Genomic DNA, 16789 nt, shown 5'->3' with positions numbered 1-16789 from the left:
GCTTGGCTCATTGGGAAAAAGCATGCCAGTATTTAAAACTTTTCGGCTCAGGGACGATGAGCTATCTAGCGACTAACGAAACTGACCAGTATCTTCTAGGTACTCAAAGCCTGCCTGTGCCAGCTTATTCACGAGTTTTTCTTTATCAATATCATAAAATTTAACTAGGCTATCAATATCACTAAACTCATCTCTTAGCTTCATATTGACCATGCTTAACAAAATAAACGTATCCATTGCCTCGAAACGCTCTAAACTCATAATTTATCCTCAACATCTTTTATTATCAGGCAAGTATGACATCATATCTCTCTGCCATAATCGCTTTTCACCTAATCAGTCCAATTCAAAACGCAAGAAATGACTGAGATTATTCCTCGTTCATCAGAAGGCAACATTTTCACTGCTGTTCGCGCCAAAGTCGTACCCAGTAGTTATCCAACCTACCCACACAGCCATCGCTTTCAATTCAAACATCTTTTTGACGGATTAAAGAACAAAAAGGTTGGCGTTTAAGCCAACCTTTTTGTTACAAAAGTCATCCTTTACCTATCGGGAAAGCGAGTCAATTAATCCGCTTTTCGGGCTTTCCTTTGTGCTGATTTACGTGCGTTGCGCTCTGTTTGATTTTTAATGAAATCAGCCAGCTCTTTTTCACCCCATGCTTGGGCAAGCTCTTGAGTTTCAAAACCCATTTCACGCTTTGAAACAACGGTTTTACGAGACGTCACCTGACGCGTAATTTCGGCGCACCAACCTTCACGTTTTTCAGTCACACGGATAGCGAATTTTTTACTTTTAGACATTACTTTTATTTCCTAAGGGATAAATCAGGGACTCGGTCAATTTGACAACGCCATTTAAGCTCGACTGTTTAACACCACCCTCGGTAAGCCGGGTATTAGAGCACAAAAAAGACGAGTTTGCTGTAAAAATTCACTTTCTTATTGACCAGTCTTCACTCCCTATTTCATCCGTTAGCTGACAAAAAATGCCGGCCTCTCGCTCTAATGCCGCTCTGATAAGCACCAATGTTTATATCTAACCGGGTATCTGTAGGGGCAAAAAGGACTGAGTGTGGAAACGTTCGGTTCTTTCTTTTATCCGGCAAAATGCAGTGACTTATGCTTTCTCGCCTTTGCTAGAGTTTGCTAGAGTTTGCTCGGTAGCCATCAGGCCGACTAAGCGCCATTGATAGTAGGGTTTATGTTTGTTCGGGTTGAAGAGCTAGGTCAAAAGAACGACACACTTCCTTAGTCGATTGATTACGTTGTAGTCCCAGCCAAACGGCTTTTTGTGCAGGCCAGCACCAACTCTTGAGCAAACATAAAAATCCCCACGAACAAAGTTAGTGGGGATGCTTATACCGCCTCAAGTTCGTTCAAGTGCCTCAAACGATCGACATTCTTTCGAGTCTAAGAGGACACAGAACTTAACCAATAAGCTTACGCGCATTTTGGAACATTCTCATCCATGCGCCGTTTTCACCCCAATCTTGCGGTGCCCAAGAATTGGCAACAGTACGGAATACACGCTCTGGATGCGGCATCATAATCGTGACTCGACCATCAGTCGTCGTCAGCCCTGTGATGGCATTAGGCGACCCATTCGGATTATTCGGATACTGCTGAGTCGGTTGCCCATGGTTATCAACGTAACGCAAAGCAACGGTTCCAGAAGCTTCAATCGAATTAAGGTGATTGGCATCTCGGACTTCAACTCGCCCTTCCCCATGAGAGACCGCAATCGGTATGCGGGACCCTGCCATTCCTTCCAAAAAGACGGAATCCGACTTTTGTACTTCGACTAAACTGAAACGCGCTTCAAAACGCTCAGATTCATTTCTAACAAAACGTGGCCACAACTCAGATCCCGGAATCAGCTCCTTGAGATTGGACAGCATCTGACAACCATTACACACCCCTAATGAGAAACTATCCTGACGGGCAAAGAAACGTTCAAATTGCTCACGAGCCTGTAAGTTAAACAAAATTGACTTCGCCCAACCTTCCCCTGCACCTAAGACATCACCGTATGAGAAGCCACCACAAGCGACCAGACCTTGATACTGTTCAAGCACGGCTTGGCCGGTGAGGATGTCACTCATGTGGATATCCGTCGCCTCAAAACCGGCACGATCAAATGCTGCGGCCATTTCTACATGAGAGTTAACACCTTGCTCTCGTAGAATCGCCATCTTAGGCTTAGCACCGGTATTGACCATTGCAGCGGCAATACTTGGCGCCGCAATATCTTCATTGACATCGAAGCTCAACGTGACATTCAGGCCAGGGTCATCATTGTCTTTCTTCGCTAAGAACTCTTGGTCTGCACAATCAGGGTTATCACGCAAAGCTTGCATCTTATGCGTCGTCTCAGCCCAGATAGCACGTAATTCCGTGCGAGATCGATCTAGGATTAATGAATCACAGCACGAAATAGTGATACGATCTGAGTCTTCGACACAGCCAATAATATGTGAACACGTCGCAAGACCATGAGCAGCGAGGATAGACTGAACGGAATCCAAATGTTCATTTTTGATCTGAATAACCGCGCCAAGTTCTTCATTAAACAAAGTCGCTAAAATATTTCCCTCGGTAATCAACGTTGTCATGTCAACATTCAGGCCACAATGACCCGCAAAAGCCATTTCAGCCAAAGTAACAAATAAACCACCGTCACCTTTGTCGTGATAAGCGACGACCTTTTCCTGACGAACAAGAGACTGCATGGCATCAAAGAAACCTTTTAACTGCTCGGGGCTATCGACATCAGCGGGCTTATCGCCCAACTGCTTGTATACCTGCGCCAACGCTGTTGCACCAAGTCTGTTTTTGCCATTACCCAAATCAATCAGCATGAGGGACGTCTCGCCCAAGCCTTTTAGCGTCGATGGCGTCCGCAACTGAGGGGTAATCGTCTTGCGCACGTCTTCAACTCGACCAAAGGCAGTGATCACCAATGACAGCGGTGAGGTGACTTCTTTGTGTTCACCCTGTTCATCCCACTGGGTCTTCATTGACATCGAATCCTTACCGACAGGAATAGTCAGTCCCAACGCCGGACATAATTCTTCACCGACAGCTTTTACCGCTTCGTATAACCCCGCATCTTCGCCGGGGTGACCCGCGGGGGACATCCAGTTCGCAGACAACTTAATACGTTTAATATCACCAATATCAGTGGCTGCAATATTGGTTAAAGACTCCCCGACCGCCAAACGTGCAGAAGCGCCAAAATCAAGCAATGCTGCTGGTGTCCGCTCTCCCATCGACATCGCTTCACCATGGTATGTATCATAACTTGCAGCTGTAACGGCACAGTTAGCAACTGGCACCTGCCACGGTCCCACCATTTGGTCTCGCGCCACTAACCCAGTCACGGAGCGATCACCAATCGTAATAAGGAAGGTTTTTTCCGCAACGGCTGGGAGGCGAAGTACCCGGTCTACCGCCTCGTTAAGCTCAACAGCTTGGAGGTCCATTGCCGGACTCTCCACTTTTAACGTAGCCGCATCGCGATGCATCTTGGGTGCTTTCCCCAACAAGATATCCATCGGCATATCGATGGGCGTATTATCGAAGTACGCGTCGTCCAACGTCAGGTGGCGTTCTTCTGTTGCCACCCCAACCACAGCGTAAGGTGCACGTTCGCGTCGACAAATGGCTTCAAATGTCGCCATATTTTCAGGTGCAACAGCCATCACATAACGTTCCTGTGATTCGTTACACCAAATTTCCAACGGGCTCATTCCAGGCTCATCATTAGGGACTTGACGGAGCTGAAAGCGCCCCCCACGCTGGCCATCGTCAACCAATTCAGGCAAAGCATTTGAGATACCACCAGCCCCAACATCGTGGATAAACGCTATCGGGTTGTCTTCACCCAGCTGCCAGCAACGATCTATCACTTCCTGACATCGGCGCTCCATCTCCGGGTTTTCACGTTGGACAGAGGCAAAATCCAAATCTTCAGCGGATTGACCAGAAGCCATAGAGGATGCCGCACCGCCGCCAAGGCCGATGTTCATTGCCGGCCCCCCTAGAACAATAAGACTCGCGCCGACAGGGATCGCCTTCTTCTGGACATGACCGTCACGGATATTGCCCATGCCACCAGCAATCATGATTGGCTTATGATAACCGCGAACTTCTTCCCCCGCATGAGAGGTGACTTTTTCTTCATAAGTGCGGAAATAGCCAAGCAGGTTAGGCCGACCAAATTCGTTATTGAATGCAGCCCCGCCTAAAGGCCCTTGCAGCATAATATCCAGCGCATTGACAATACGGTTTGGCTTGCCGAAATCTGTTTCCCAAGGTTGTTCAAAACCGGGGATTCGCAAGTTCGATGTTGTGAACCCAACCAAGCCTGCTTTAGGCTTACCACCAATTCCCGTAGCCCCTTCATCACGGATCTCACCACCAGAACCAGTTGAGGCACCAGGCCAAGGCGAAATGGCGGTAGGGTGATTGTGTGTCTCTACCTTCATCAGAATATGAGTATTTTCTTGATGATATTGGTATTGGCGAGATGTCGGGTCAGGAAAAAATCGGCCAGCCATTGAGCCTGTCATTACTGCTGCATTATCTTTGTAGGCCGATAAGACGTTTTCTGGCGTGGTTTCATAAGTGTTTTTAATCATTTTAAACAATGATTTACTTTGATCGACCCCATCAATTGTCCAATCAGCGTTAAAGATTTTGTGGCGACAGTGCTCAGAATTTGCCTGAGCAAACATCATAAGTTCAATGTCGTTCGGATTACGCCCTAATTTGAGAAAGCTCTCGACCAAATAGTCAATCTCATCTTCAGCCAGTGCTAAACCTAGGGAAACGTTTGCTTCGACCAACGCAGAACGACCGCCTGATAAGACGTCAACATCCAGTACAGGCTTTGGTTTTGCCTCAGTAAACAATTCAGAGGCATCTTCAAACTGAGTAAATACCGATTCCACCATACGATCGTGAATCAGCGCTTTCAGTTGTTCGGTGTGCGCCAATGTCAGTGGTGATGTGGTTGTCAAATAGTAAGCAGTACCACGTTCAAGACGCTTAACTTGTTTAAGACCACAGTTGATGGCTATATCGGTCGATTTAGAAGACCAAGGTGAGATGGTTCCTGGACGAGGCGTGACAAGGAAAAGAAGACCTTGAGGCTCATGTTCCTCAATGCTTGGGCCGTAAGTCAGCAACTTTTCCAGTTTATCTGCTTCAGAAGTATTCAGCTCTGCAGTCAGTTCAGCAAAGTGCATAAACTCTGCGTAAACGCCTGTTACAGGTAGAGCTTGTTCACGGCAAAGTTCCAACAGTTTGGTAACACGAAACTCAGAAAGAGCTGGGGAGCCACGCAAAATTTTCATGTGCTTAGGTCTCTTATACAATTGATTAAGGTGATATTGGCATAGATTCCAACAGTCAATGCAGTACGAACTTATGCCGATTTCACCTCCTCATGCGGGCGCATTATAAAGGAATTATTTTTGTGATGTAACACCAAAAGCAACCGTTTGCGTCATTTTTTTTGTCAAGTTTGAATTGCCGCAGGTCTCCTATTTGCGAATATTTGCCTCGAACTCGGTCTGATTGACTTGCCTTGTTTTCCTACTTTGATATAAATGCTCTACTTTAAGCTTGAGAGACTGCTCAATGGAAAAGCCTTATTTGACCCGATGGACATCAATCATTACCTTACTTTTTTCCGTCTTGATGCTCTCTGGATGCCAAATTGAATCAGAGCCAAAAAATGATTTAGACCAAATTCGCGAACGCGGCGTGTTAAGAGTCGGGACCTTAAATAACCAATTATCCTACTATATTGGTCCAGATGGCCCCGCGGGATTGGATTACGAGCTTGCCCGAGAATTTGCCAATGAACTGGGTGTTCAATTGGAAATGAAACCTGCGTACCGGATTTCCTCACTGTACCCCGCACTAAAGAATGGCGAAATTGATATGATTGCTGCAGGTCTGACTCAATCTCCCGAGCGAGTGGCTAACTTTCGCCCTGGCCCTGCGTACTACTATGTCAGCCAACAGGTGGTGTATAAAAAGGGCCAGTGGAGGCCACGCAACCTCGCTCAACTGATTAATCGACAACCTCAGCGACGTGATCCTGATGACAAGACCCCCATGTTAAAGGTCATCAGTGATTCCCACATCAAGCAAACATTAAGTGCCATCAGAGAGGAACAACATCCTGACTTTCCTTTTGAAGTCGACCCCGAAGCGGAAGTCAGCGACTTACTCAAGCAAGTCTCCAACGGCGAGCTGATGTTCACAGTTGCAGATTCAGTTGAAGTTTCTCTGTCACAACGTATCTACCCAGATATCGCTCTTGCCTTTGAATTAACAGAAGATCAACCTATCTCGTGGTTTGTAAGACGCTCTGAAGATGAAAGCCTATACGCCTTAATGATTGAATTCTTCGGTTATATCAAGCAATCCGGTCATTTGGCGTCTTTGGAAGAAAAGTACATTGGTCATATTGGTACCTTTGACTATGTTGATACCCGAGCCTTTATTCGAGCTCTTGATTCAACGCTTCCTCAATGGTCTCCGTTGTTTAAGGAGTATTCTGATGAATTTGACTGGCGATTGGTTGCCGCTTTAGCCTATCAGGAGTCACATTGGAATCCTTTGGCCAAATCTCCAACTGGGGTTCGTGGCATGATGATGTTGACCCTTCCGACCGCAAAAAGTGTCGGCGTAACCAATCGACTCGATCCCCAACAGTCTGTTCGTGGCGGCGTGGAATACTTACGTAGAATGGTGGATCGTATTCCCGATTCCATCGAGCATCACGAGAAAATGTGGTTTGCTTTAGCGTCTTATAACGTCGGCTACGGCCATCTGATGGATGCGAGACGTCTAACCAAACGTCAAGGAGGGAACCCTGATTCATGGGCCGATGTGAAAGATCGTCTACCCTTATTGCGACAAAGAAAGTACTTCAGCCAGACACGCTATGGCTACGCACGGGGAGATGAAGCTAAAAACTATGTAGAAAACATCCGACGTTATTATCAAAGCATCATCGGGCACTTGGCCCAAAAGTCTTCTGATAATAGTGATTTGAGCCTCGACGATCTTACCGTGATTGAGGCACCACGAAACTCAGTATCAAGTGCTCTTGACCTAAGACCAATCGAAACCAATTAACATCGTTGAATTTCAGTGCGTACCATTTACCTCATTGTACGCCCTTGAATTAATGAATCTTGCCCCATACATAAGGCAGATAGAAAATGAAAAGCGATATTATTTAAACGGTAACAATCGGCTGGTAAAAGAAGGCCTGCTATCTTAATTTACAGTGAATAGGAGAGAACTTATGAGACGTACAATGCGATCCAAACGCATTAATAAAACCGTTTCGGCAAATCGACGTAAAAGAATGATCAGCAATAACAAGAAGAAAGTGATCGCTCGTCATCGTGCGTTTATGCAACTTATCTGTGCCTGAATTGTCTTGGCAAACACCTGAATCGGGTGTTTGCTTAAACCCCCTAGCCTTCCCGCTTTTTCTGCTCTTTTTTCTCTTTTCGACGACGCTTAAAAAACGCTTGAAGCTGTTCACGGCACTCATGCTCCATTAAGCCACCTTCCACTTCCGCATAGTGATAGGCCGCTTGATGTTCAAAAAGATTGAGTACCGTCCCCGCCGCACCCGCTTTTAGGTCAGGCGCACCAAACACCACACGCTTGACCCGGCTATGGAGCAACGCACCCGCACACATTGGGCAGGGCTCTAGGGTCACGTATAACGTGGTATCGATTAGTCGGTAGTTCATCAAGGTTTGGCCCGCCTGTCGCAAAGCCTGCATCTCGGCATGCGCGGTAGCATCATGATGACCAATAGATTGGTTCCACCCCTTTGCAATAATCTCACCATCCTTCACCAATACAGCGCCGACAGGGACCTCTCCCTCAGATTCTGCTTGTTCGGCAAGCGCGATAGCTTGACGCATAAAATATTGATCTTGGGGTGTAAATTGTTGATGTGACAAAACTGAATCCTATTTTTTAGGCGTCAAAGATAAAAAGTGTATGGCTTTAGCAGACGGAGTCAACTTTTTTGCATCTTGGCATAAGGTTACAGACTGAAAAACTCAGCTAAAATACATAAAATAACGAAAAATGGTCGCCATCGTTTATAAAATTGCCACAGATAAGCATAATCACTAAACCTATGTGTTCCTTAGTGTCATGGCCTAGCCGTAGTCACATTATTAAAACCATGTTAATCGAATTTCTATTGCAACTTAGCTATTAGTCAGTCTATTTCACGTCATTTCGACACGCCAGTCGATAGATTGACCGACTGCTTGTTTCCGTGGCGATCCCACCAACAGACTTCAACATCCACTCGATAAAAAGGGGTCCCCATATTCACAACAGCACTTACTTGACAATGGGTTTGATATTGCTCTGTTGTCGGTGCCTGACAAGACGGGGAGGCTTGGCAAGCAAACGGGCTGAGTGTCAAAAAATCGTGGCTCTGATTAAAGAACTCATCTGGCATGGTATATCGCTCCAATACTGACTCTGCAATAGACAGTGCTGTCATTTTTCGTTCAGAAGCCTTTGCATTGGATTCAATATAAATCTGTAGTTTGAGCAGCGACAAGGCACTGATCGCTAATAACACAGAGGCGATCAACACTTCAATTAGACTCCCTCCTTTAGAGCTATTGATCATTCCACGACCCACTAACCCACTGGCGACCATGCCACTTGCGAGCTAGCCGCTCAGTGATCTGTTTCTGGTACTGAGTATTCAATGATGTGTTCACAACAGCATACGTATTTGGTGCATCCAATATCAATCCACCGGTTGGAAAAAAAGCCCCATTTTGAAAGTAACTCACTGACTGTTCGCCCCTAACGATTGGCAAAGAGAATGCATGTATCTCGTCAATAGTGCTTGCTATACGATCATCATTTTTTGTCTTAGACCAATCCACAAGACGCGCGGTCTTATCATAAGCCCAAAACTCATCGGTAATCAGCTGATAGACCAGCCCATTCAAAGCCAGATCTCCACTGATTGATAAAATACCATTGTGAATCACAAGTAAAATACCACTCCCCTTAAAATAGGAACGTATCGCTGCATTGATATTCCTTAAATCTTTCGGCTCAAGCTCGCAGCTCCCATATAACCAGAGAGCATTTTTATTATTTTGAATTTGCTTCACGATCGCTTCCCCACAATCGGAAATAAACTGTGCCACGGGTAAATCGCTCGCCTGCTTCACTGAGAGCTTCATCAGCCCGCTGGGGATGTAGCCAAACGTTGACTCATCTTTCATCACGGTCAACCAACGTGTGCGCGGCACATTAAATACCTCGTGGAACGCATCAATCTTATGAACCTGAACAAAATCATTACTCGTTGACGATAACTGCCACGTAAAATCCGTGTAAGACTCCGGGGCACATTGATGTTGACCTTGAGCGTTACTTTGAGGGAAGTACCGTGAAGACTTTGCAGTCAGGTAAGGATGCAGCGTACTATAACTGGTGGCAAAGAATCGATTCTGGTATCGAACGGATACGCAGGCCCATCGATGCGGCGCCACTCGGTTGCCTGGCTCCGGAGAGACCGTGATTGCGCCATTAATGATCAGATCTGAGACAGCCGTAATGGGGCTTTTGATTGTCAGCTGCGGCAATCTGAATGATTTCTGATGTGTCATAAAACCACGGGTGGCACGAACCACTATGGGTATGCCGACTTCAACAGAGAGCGAATCCAACTGCATGGCGGCCTGACATTGAGATAACCCCTTCAAAGCAAATGGATCATCTAATATCTGAACTTGGCTATAAACACATTCCAGCCCTCCTTCTATCTGCCAATGAGCTTGCCTAGCCGCCACCTCATTGTGACTTTGCTGGATTTGGTAGAACAAAGCGCGTGCGCTACCCATGACGATAATGGAGGTCGCTATCACAAGTAAAGTGACTAACATCATTGTGGCAGCCCCTCTGTAAGCTAGCACTTACACATTCCTCTGTTTAACAACAAACGACGATGATTTTTTTATCCATGGGGAGGCACGTACCGCTATTTCAAGAGTAATTCTAAGCATGCTTGGCAGATGAGTGCGGGACAATGAGTCATATTGGCGGATCTCAAAATGAGTCACTATAATATGCTCGGCATCAAACAGTGTATTGCACGTATGACCAAAGTGGGCGTTAAAGTTACTCGCTTCATTTACCGTGATAACTCTAGGTAATTGTTTTGCACAAATTCTTAACTTTTGCGGGTGCTTGTCGTTACGTTGGTAAACGACGTTAGTGTAAATCCTCCTTGAGTTGGTCGTTGTGGACGCGTAGGCGACGGCAATTAAGGTACGGTGCTGATCTTGGAGAATGAAATAAGTTTGGGAAGCCCCCTCTAGCTTCGTAACACCAAGGTCGCTACCAGAATACCCTGCACGCAGTAAATCCCGTTTCATCATAGATAAAACACTGTGCATGCTTTGTAATAAGCTGAGCTCCTGATGTCTTAGTGAAGTCCTCTTCAAGCTAGAAAACAATAGACTGATGGCTAATGCTGTCACTATGACACTCAAGGAGGAAGCTATCAAAAAACTAACGAGACCGCTTCCTTTTTGACGCCGTTTTTTCGGCATCTAACACGTCTCATAATCAAGGTACTTTTCTGTACTTGCACAAACCCTGACCATTGCTGACCGATAGTACGTCCTGACTTGAAGCGATTCTTGTGGTGCTTGCACGGAATAAAAAGTCAGGCGGCCGTTTTTGGGTCGACCATGAAACGGATCAAAACTGATTTGGTTATCGCTGTAATTACTCTTCAATTTCAGCCCTGAAAAAGGTTTACCGGACAAACGTAAGATAACCACGCCTTCATTTAATTTGGCGCTATCTGTCAGTGTTAGTTGCCAATAGGGTCCGACTTCTGGCCATTCCAGATGTATCCACACAGATTGCTGTCGCATAATCGCCTGAGACTTTGCCAGCAATATGAATCCTTTTAATTCTGTGGCGAGTCTGGCCATTTTTAACGAAGGAGACAGTGAGTTTAAACGCCCACTCACTTCCAACACCATCAAGCTTATGAGCAACAAGGTGATAATCAACTCAAAAAATGTAAAGCCCCGAGACATTCCTCAATTCCTTATGAAACACAATCGGCAATAAGAACCATACTTGTCGAAATACTAACATCATAAAACAATGTGAAGAGGCAGAAACCAGAGACAATTCGGCATGAATCAAAGAGAAGGTTGTAACTTAGTTAGGCAAGGTTTAATCGCAATGACATTACTCGAATTACTGATTGTGATTATGTTGATAAGCGTTCTGGTTATGGTGGCCTACCCCAACTATCAGGAGGTGATACGTCAGTCCCACCGTTACACCGCCATCACAGATCTGACGATGCTTCAACTCGAATTAGAAACCAGTTATAACGGCAGTTATCACTGGGGAGAACTCATTTCGCAAGGGGTTTGTCTGGTTTGCCAATCGGAGCCACAACGCTTTACATTTTCCATCATCAGTTCAGCGCACGTTGCTTATACGATAAAAGCAATTGCTCAACCTTTCGCACAGCAAAATAAAGATCCTTGCTTAAGTCAGCACGGGGTAGAGTACCTCAGCGTAGACGCACAAAATACGATCTTTCCTGCACCATGCTGGCGATAGAGTACAAATAAAAAAGCCTGCATTAGATGCAGGCTTAACGTCATTAAGTCGAGGTACTAGCTGGTTAAATCATCAAAAAACTTTTTAACACCATCAAAGAAGCCTTCTGACTTAGGCTTATGCCTAATCGCTGCCTCACCACCACAAGATTCTTCAAACTCCTTCAGAAGATCTTTTTGGCGGGTGCTCAGGTTGACGGGTGTTTCAACGGCTAACTTAACAATCAGATCACCGATACCGCCACCGCGAACTCCCTTGACACCTTTGCCACGCATACGGAACATGCGACCTGTTTGCGTTTCCGAAGGCACTTTCAAGTTAACACGTCCGTCGAGTGTCGGCACTTCAAGTTCACCACCCAAGGCGGCCATAGCAAAGCTCACCGGCACTTCACAATAAAGGTTGTTACCGTCTCTTTCAAAAATGCGATGCTCTTTTACATGTACCTGTACATACAGATCACCTGCGGGTGCTCCCATTTCTCCGGCTTCACCTTCGCCGGACAAACGAATGCGATCCCCAGTATCCACTCCCGCCGGAATTTTCACATTCAGGGTCTTAGTCTTTTGAACACGCCCTTGGCCATGACAGCTAGTGCACGGATCTTTTATGATCTTACCGCGACCATGACACGTAGGACAGGTTTGCTGAACGGCAAAGAAGCCTTGACGCATCTGGACTTGGCCATGACCATGACAAGTACCACAAGTTTCAGGCACTGAGCCTTTTTTAGCACCGCTTCCTTCACAGCTATCGCAATTCGCTAACGTGGGTACTTCAATCTCTTTTGATACCCCACGAACGGCTTCTTCAAGCGACAACTCCATATTATAACGCAAGTCAGCGCCTCGCTGAGCACGTTGCTGACCGCCACCACCGCGGCGACCACCACCGAAGATATCGCCAAAGACGTCACCAAAAATATCACCAAAGTCTGCGTTGCCGCCACCACCGTAACCACCTCCCATGCCACCTTGTTCAAAAGCTGCATGACCATATTGATCGTAAGCGGCTTTTTTTTGTGGATCGAGAAGGATTTCGTATGCTTCTTTCACTTCTTTAAATTTTTCCGGCGCTGACTCATCCCCCTGATTACGATCTGGGTGGAATTTCATTGCAAGGCGTTTATACGCCTTTTTAATATCTCGCTCTGATGCATCACGGCCGACGCCTAATACTTCGTAGAAATCACGTTTTGACATGTTCTTCGTCACCAATTTATTACTGCAAACGACTGATTGTCGCTCGGTGTTTGTATCGTTCTAGATAAAGGCTTTGTGGAAAAGTGCTTATCTGGAAAGACATTTAATTACAAACAGACGGGCGTATGAGTTACCTCAAACGCCCGCATACAAATTAAGTCAGATGGTTCAAGAATTACTTCTTGCCGTCTTCCTTAACTTCTTCAAACTCAGCATCAACGACATCGTCTTCTTGCTTAGGTTCTTCACCCGCTTCCGCGCCAGCTTGTTGAGCTTGCTGCTGAGCGATTTCCATTAGCTTTTGAGCTGCTTGCATAAGTTCTTGAACTTTAGCGTCGATAGCTTCTTTGTCGTTACCAGACTTAACTTCTTCTAGTGCCGTGATAGCTGCTTCGATCTTCTCTTTCTCGTCTGCAGGTAGAGCTTCACCAGCCTCTTCGACTTGCTTACGAGTACCGTGAATCATTTGGTCCGCTTGGTTACGTGCAGTGACTAGCTCTTCGAACTTTTTGTCCGCTTCTTTGTTCGCTTCTGCTTCTTGTACCATTGCTTCGATCTCTTCCTCAGACAGGCCGCCTGATGCTTGGATAGTGATCTTCTGCTCTTTACCCGTCGCTTTATCTTTAGCAGATACGTTCAGGATACCATCAGCATCTAGATCGAATGTTACTTCGATTTGTGGCATGCCACGTGGTGCTGGTTGAATACCTTCTAGGTTGAACTGACCAAGAGACTTGTTGTAAGTCGCTTGCTTACGCTCACCTTGAAGAACGTGGATAGTTACGGCGTTTTGGTTGTCTTCAGCTGTAGAGAAAACTTGATCAGCTTTCGTTGGAATGGTTGTATTCTTCTCAACCAGCTTAGTCATCACGCCGCCCATCGTTTCGATACCGAAAGATAGAGGAGTAACGTCTAGTAGTAGAACGTCTTTAACGTCACCAGCTAGTACACCACCTTGAACAGCAGCGCCCATTGCAACCGCTTCATCAGGGTTCACGTCTTTACGTGGCTCTTTACCGAAGAATTCAGTGACTTTAGCTTGAACCATAGGCATGCGTGTCTGACCACCCACTAGGATGACGTCAGTAATCTCACCAACAGAGAGATCTGAGTCTGCTAGTGCCACTTTTAGGGGCTCAAGAGAACGTTGTACCAAGTCTTCAACTAGAGATTCTAGTTTCGCACGTGTTACTTTAACATTCATGTGCTTGGGACCGGTCGCATCAGCTGTCACGTACGGAAGGTTAACATCAGTTTGAGTCGTTGAAGAAAGCTCAATTTTCGCTTTTTCTGCCGCTTCTTTAACACGTTGCATTGCCAGTGGATCAGCTTTTAGATCAATGCCTTGCTCTTTCTTAAACTCATCAACCAAATAGTTAATCATGCGATTATCGAAATCTTCACCACCGAGGTGTGTATCACCATTTGTCGCTAACACTTCAAAGGTTTTTTCGCCTTCCACTTCATCAATTTCGATGATAGAGATATCAAATGTACCACCACCTAAGTCGTAAACAGCGATAGTGCGATCACCGCCCTGCTTGTCCAAACCGTAAGCAAGCGCTGCAGCCGTCGGTTCGTTGATGATACGTTTTACTTCTAGACCTGCAATACGGCCAGCATCTTTTGTTGCTTGACGCTGTGAATCGTTAAAGTAAGCAGGAACTGTGATAACAGCGCCAGTGACTTCCTCACCAAGGAAATCTTCAGCGGTTTTCTTCATTTTTTTCAAAACTTCAGCAGAAACTTGAGGTGCTGCCATTTTTTCGCCTTGAGCTTCAACCCAAGCATCACCATTATCAGCCTTAACGATCTTATAAGGCATGATCTCGATATCACGCTGAACTTCTTCGTCTTCGAAACGACGACCAATAAGACGCTTAATTGCGAATAGCGTATTTTCTGGGTTTGTAACTGCTTGACGTTTTGCAGGCTGACCTACAAGCGTCTCGCCATCGGTGTAAGCGATGACAGAAGCGGTTGTACGCTCGCCTTCAGCATTTTCAATTACACGTGGCTTGTCACCGTCTAATACAGCAACACAAGAGTTAGTAGTACCTAAATCAATACCAATGATTTTACCCATCAGGCTATCTCCGAATAAATTCTATTTTGACTTTGCTATATCCCCTATGTGGGGATGGAGAATAGGGTTTCAACCCTTATTCACAAACTAAAATAATGATGATTGTTTACTTATGCACAATAGATAAGGGCTAGAATTGATATTTCAAGGTATAGAGTAAAAAAAATTACAATTTTTTAGCCTTCATTCATCACCTTTCGTCCAATCGATGCCCAAAAATAAAAAACGAGGCACTTGGCCTCGCTTTTTCATTCAATCAATAAGCGTTATGCATTTGTTTGAGCGGGTTTTGCATCAACGTTTGCTTCTTGTTGTTGACCGATTTCACCTTCAGATTTGGCGACGATCGTGTTAACCGCAGTATCACCGACAACATTTGAAGAGGTACAGAACATATCATTGATACGGTCAACGGCAGCGACAATAGCAAGACCTTCTGGTGGTAGCCCCAGCTGATGCAATAATACGCCAACCATGACAACACCACCACCAGGTACTCCACCAGCACCAATAGACAGAAGAAGAATGGTAAGACCAAGCGTGAATATATCAGCTGTATTGATTGGTTGACCAAAGGCATTAGCAACAAAAATGGTTGCTAGTGCGATGTAAATTGATACCCCAGACATATTCATCGTTGCACCCAGAGGAACGCCAAAACCCGCCACTGACTTAGAAACATTGAGTTTCTCGGTTAAGGTACGCATTGTCACTGGAATGGTCGCGTTTGAGCTGGCTGTCGATAGAGAGAACAAAATCTGCTCACGGGTAGCACGTAGGAACGTTTTTGGTGAGGTTCCAGTCGCAATGCTTACCGCCATAGGGTAGAAGACAAAAATCCAGAATACCAGCATCGCAACGACAAGCGCCACATACCCTGCCACCGACATCAACGTATTGGCATCTAGCGTCGCGCCCAATTGAATCATCAACGCGAACACACCATAAGGCGCTAAACTCATCACCAAGCCTACCAGCTTCATCATGATCTCGTTAGCCATCTTAAAAGTACGAATCGCGGGGCCACCGCGTGAATCGAGAGCTTGAATGGCAAGACCTGTCAAAATTGCCATAAAGATGATTTGTAACATATCACCGTTGGCAAATGCCTGAACGGGGTTACTTGGGACAATATTCACGACCAGTGAAAAAATGTCCGGTGTTTCAGTTGCAGTGAGCTTGACCGTCTCTGAGATGGTTCCTGCCAAATTGGCATCTGCACCCGGTTGGAATATCAAACCGACAGTCAGCGCTGCAGTAATCGCAATAATCGTATTGACGATATAAAGGGCAAATGTTTTTCCGCCTAAGCGACCAAACGCGGTAATATCTTTCAGGTCAACGATACCGCAGACAATCGAAACGTAAACCAGCGGAACAACAAGAAGTTTAATCAGTGAGACGAACATCCCGCCAGCACCTTCCGCAGCCCCTAACATATAGACATCAAAGACCGCAATATCCTTAAATAGATACTGAATCGCAGTACCGATCAGCAGGCCTGCGAACAAGCCAATAAAAATCTTACTCGAAAGAGATTTATCCATCCTTTATCTCCAGAATGTTGTGTTTGTATTTTTATGGTTTTATAGTTTATTTCGCCCAAATTCGAGGCGAAGCTCGCACATAATACACACAAACGTTACAAGATAAAGGGTTTGTTTACGATAATGTTACAAGTTTCAAATCGGAAATTAAATTTCCAATCTACATTAGACCAAAGAACAATTCGTTTAATCAAAGGCTTAATTTTTCAGCCGCTAGAATAAAAAAAGAGAGGACTGAGCCTCTCTTTTTATAGATTGGGGTTCCCCCCG

The 16789-nt window shown here is 45.5% G+C and carries 13 protein-coding genes and 1 pseudogene; 3 read left to right on the top strand and 11 right to left on the bottom strand.

What is annotated here, in order from left to right:
- Positions 1 to 72 precede the first annotated feature (72 nt).
- The 3 genes and pseudogenes from HLM86_RS00590 to purL form a co-directional block, all read right to left on the bottom strand.
- The gene (locus tag HLM86_RS00590; protein WP_076585666.1) at positions 73 to 261 is read right to left on the bottom strand and encodes a DUF4250 domain-containing protein; all 189 of its coding nucleotides are present in this window, start codon (positions 259 to 261) and stop codon (positions 73 to 75) included.
- Positions 262 to 581: 320 nt separating this feature from the next.
- Positions 582 to 806 (bottom strand): annotated as a pseudogene (locus tag HLM86_RS00585) (DUF3622 domain-containing protein); the annotation flags it as partial.
- 626 nt (positions 807 to 1432) lie between these two features.
- Positions 1433 to 5362, bottom strand: a complete 3930-nt coding sequence (purL, locus tag HLM86_RS00580; protein WP_170882185.1) for a phosphoribosylformylglycinamidine synthase — start codon at positions 5360 to 5362, stop codon at positions 1433 to 1435.
- Between the two features lie 286 nt (positions 5363 to 5648).
- On the opposite strand from purL, the gene mltF reads away from it, so the two are divergent.
- Together mltF and HLM86_RS20285 are read left to right on the top strand one after the other, a co-directional pair.
- Complete coding sequence (gene mltF, locus HLM86_RS00575; protein ID WP_170882186.1) at positions 5649 to 7160, top strand: membrane-bound lytic murein transglycosylase MltF; 1512 nt, start codon at positions 5649 to 5651, stop codon at positions 7158 to 7160.
- 172 nt (positions 7161 to 7332) lie between these two features.
- A complete protein-coding gene (locus HLM86_RS20285) occupies positions 7333 to 7464 on the top strand; it encodes a hypothetical protein (protein ID WP_281249457.1) in 132 nt (43 codons plus the stop codon).
- A 43-nt stretch (positions 7465 to 7507) separates the two neighbouring features.
- Here the strand turns inward: HLM86_RS20285 and tadA are convergent, their stop codons facing one another.
- The 5 genes from tadA to HLM86_RS00550 form a co-directional block, all read right to left on the bottom strand.
- Positions 7508 to 8008 (bottom strand): tRNA adenosine(34) deaminase TadA, encoded by a 501-nt coding sequence (gene tadA, locus HLM86_RS00570; RefSeq protein ID WP_076585672.1) that lies wholly within the window; start codon positions 8006 to 8008, stop codon positions 7508 to 7510.
- Between the two features lie 281 nt (positions 8009 to 8289).
- Positions 8290 to 8700, bottom strand: a complete 411-nt coding sequence (locus tag HLM86_RS00565) for a hypothetical protein (protein ID WP_076585674.1) — start codon at positions 8698 to 8700, stop codon at positions 8290 to 8292.
- Positions 8690 to 10006 carry a hypothetical protein gene (locus HLM86_RS00560; RefSeq protein ID WP_170882187.1) on the bottom strand — a complete coding sequence of 439 codons (1317 nt, stop codon included), beginning with the start codon at positions 10004 to 10006 and terminating at the stop codon, positions 8690 to 8692. Before HLM86_RS00560 ends, HLM86_RS00565 begins: the two co-directional genes overlap by 11 nt.
- Complete coding sequence (locus HLM86_RS00555; RefSeq protein ID WP_290312254.1) at positions 10007 to 10645, bottom strand: PilW family protein; 639 nt, start codon at positions 10643 to 10645, stop codon at positions 10007 to 10009.
- Positions 10646 to 11143 carry a GspH/FimT family protein gene (locus HLM86_RS00550; RefSeq protein WP_170882189.1) on the bottom strand — a complete coding sequence of 166 codons (498 nt, stop codon included), beginning with the start codon at positions 11141 to 11143 and terminating at the stop codon, positions 10646 to 10648. It abuts the gene before it with no gap.
- Positions 11144 to 11294: 151 nt separating this feature from the next.
- On the opposite strand from HLM86_RS00550, the gene HLM86_RS00545 reads away from it, so the two are divergent.
- Complete coding sequence (locus HLM86_RS00545) at positions 11295 to 11684, top strand: type IV pilin protein (protein WP_254868731.1); 390 nt, start codon at positions 11295 to 11297, stop codon at positions 11682 to 11684.
- Between the two features lie 56 nt (positions 11685 to 11740).
- On the opposite strand, the gene dnaJ is transcribed toward HLM86_RS00545, so the two are convergent.
- The 3 genes from dnaJ to HLM86_RS00530 form a co-directional block, all read right to left on the bottom strand.
- Positions 11741 to 12886: a molecular chaperone DnaJ gene (dnaJ, locus tag HLM86_RS00540; protein WP_170882190.1), complete on the bottom strand. Its 1146-nt coding sequence runs from the start codon at positions 12884 to 12886 to the stop codon at positions 11741 to 11743.
- Positions 12887 to 13061: 175 nt separating this feature from the next.
- Complete coding sequence (gene dnaK / locus HLM86_RS00535; RefSeq protein ID WP_076585684.1) at positions 13062 to 14972, bottom strand: molecular chaperone DnaK; 1911 nt, start codon at positions 14970 to 14972, stop codon at positions 13062 to 13064.
- Positions 14973 to 15238: 266 nt separating this feature from the next.
- Positions 15239 to 16519, bottom strand: a complete 1281-nt coding sequence (locus tag HLM86_RS00530; protein ID WP_076585686.1) for a dicarboxylate/amino acid:cation symporter — start codon at positions 16517 to 16519, stop codon at positions 15239 to 15241.
- Positions 16520 to 16789 lie beyond the last annotated feature (270 nt).

Source organism: Vibrio ostreicida (genome assembly GCF_013074385.2).
GTDB lineage: Bacteria > Pseudomonadota > Gammaproteobacteria > Enterobacterales > Vibrionaceae > Vibrio > Vibrio ostreicida.
The sequence above is the reverse complement of the archived record's forward strand: the minus strand, read 5'-3'. Positions and strand labels throughout refer to the sequence as shown.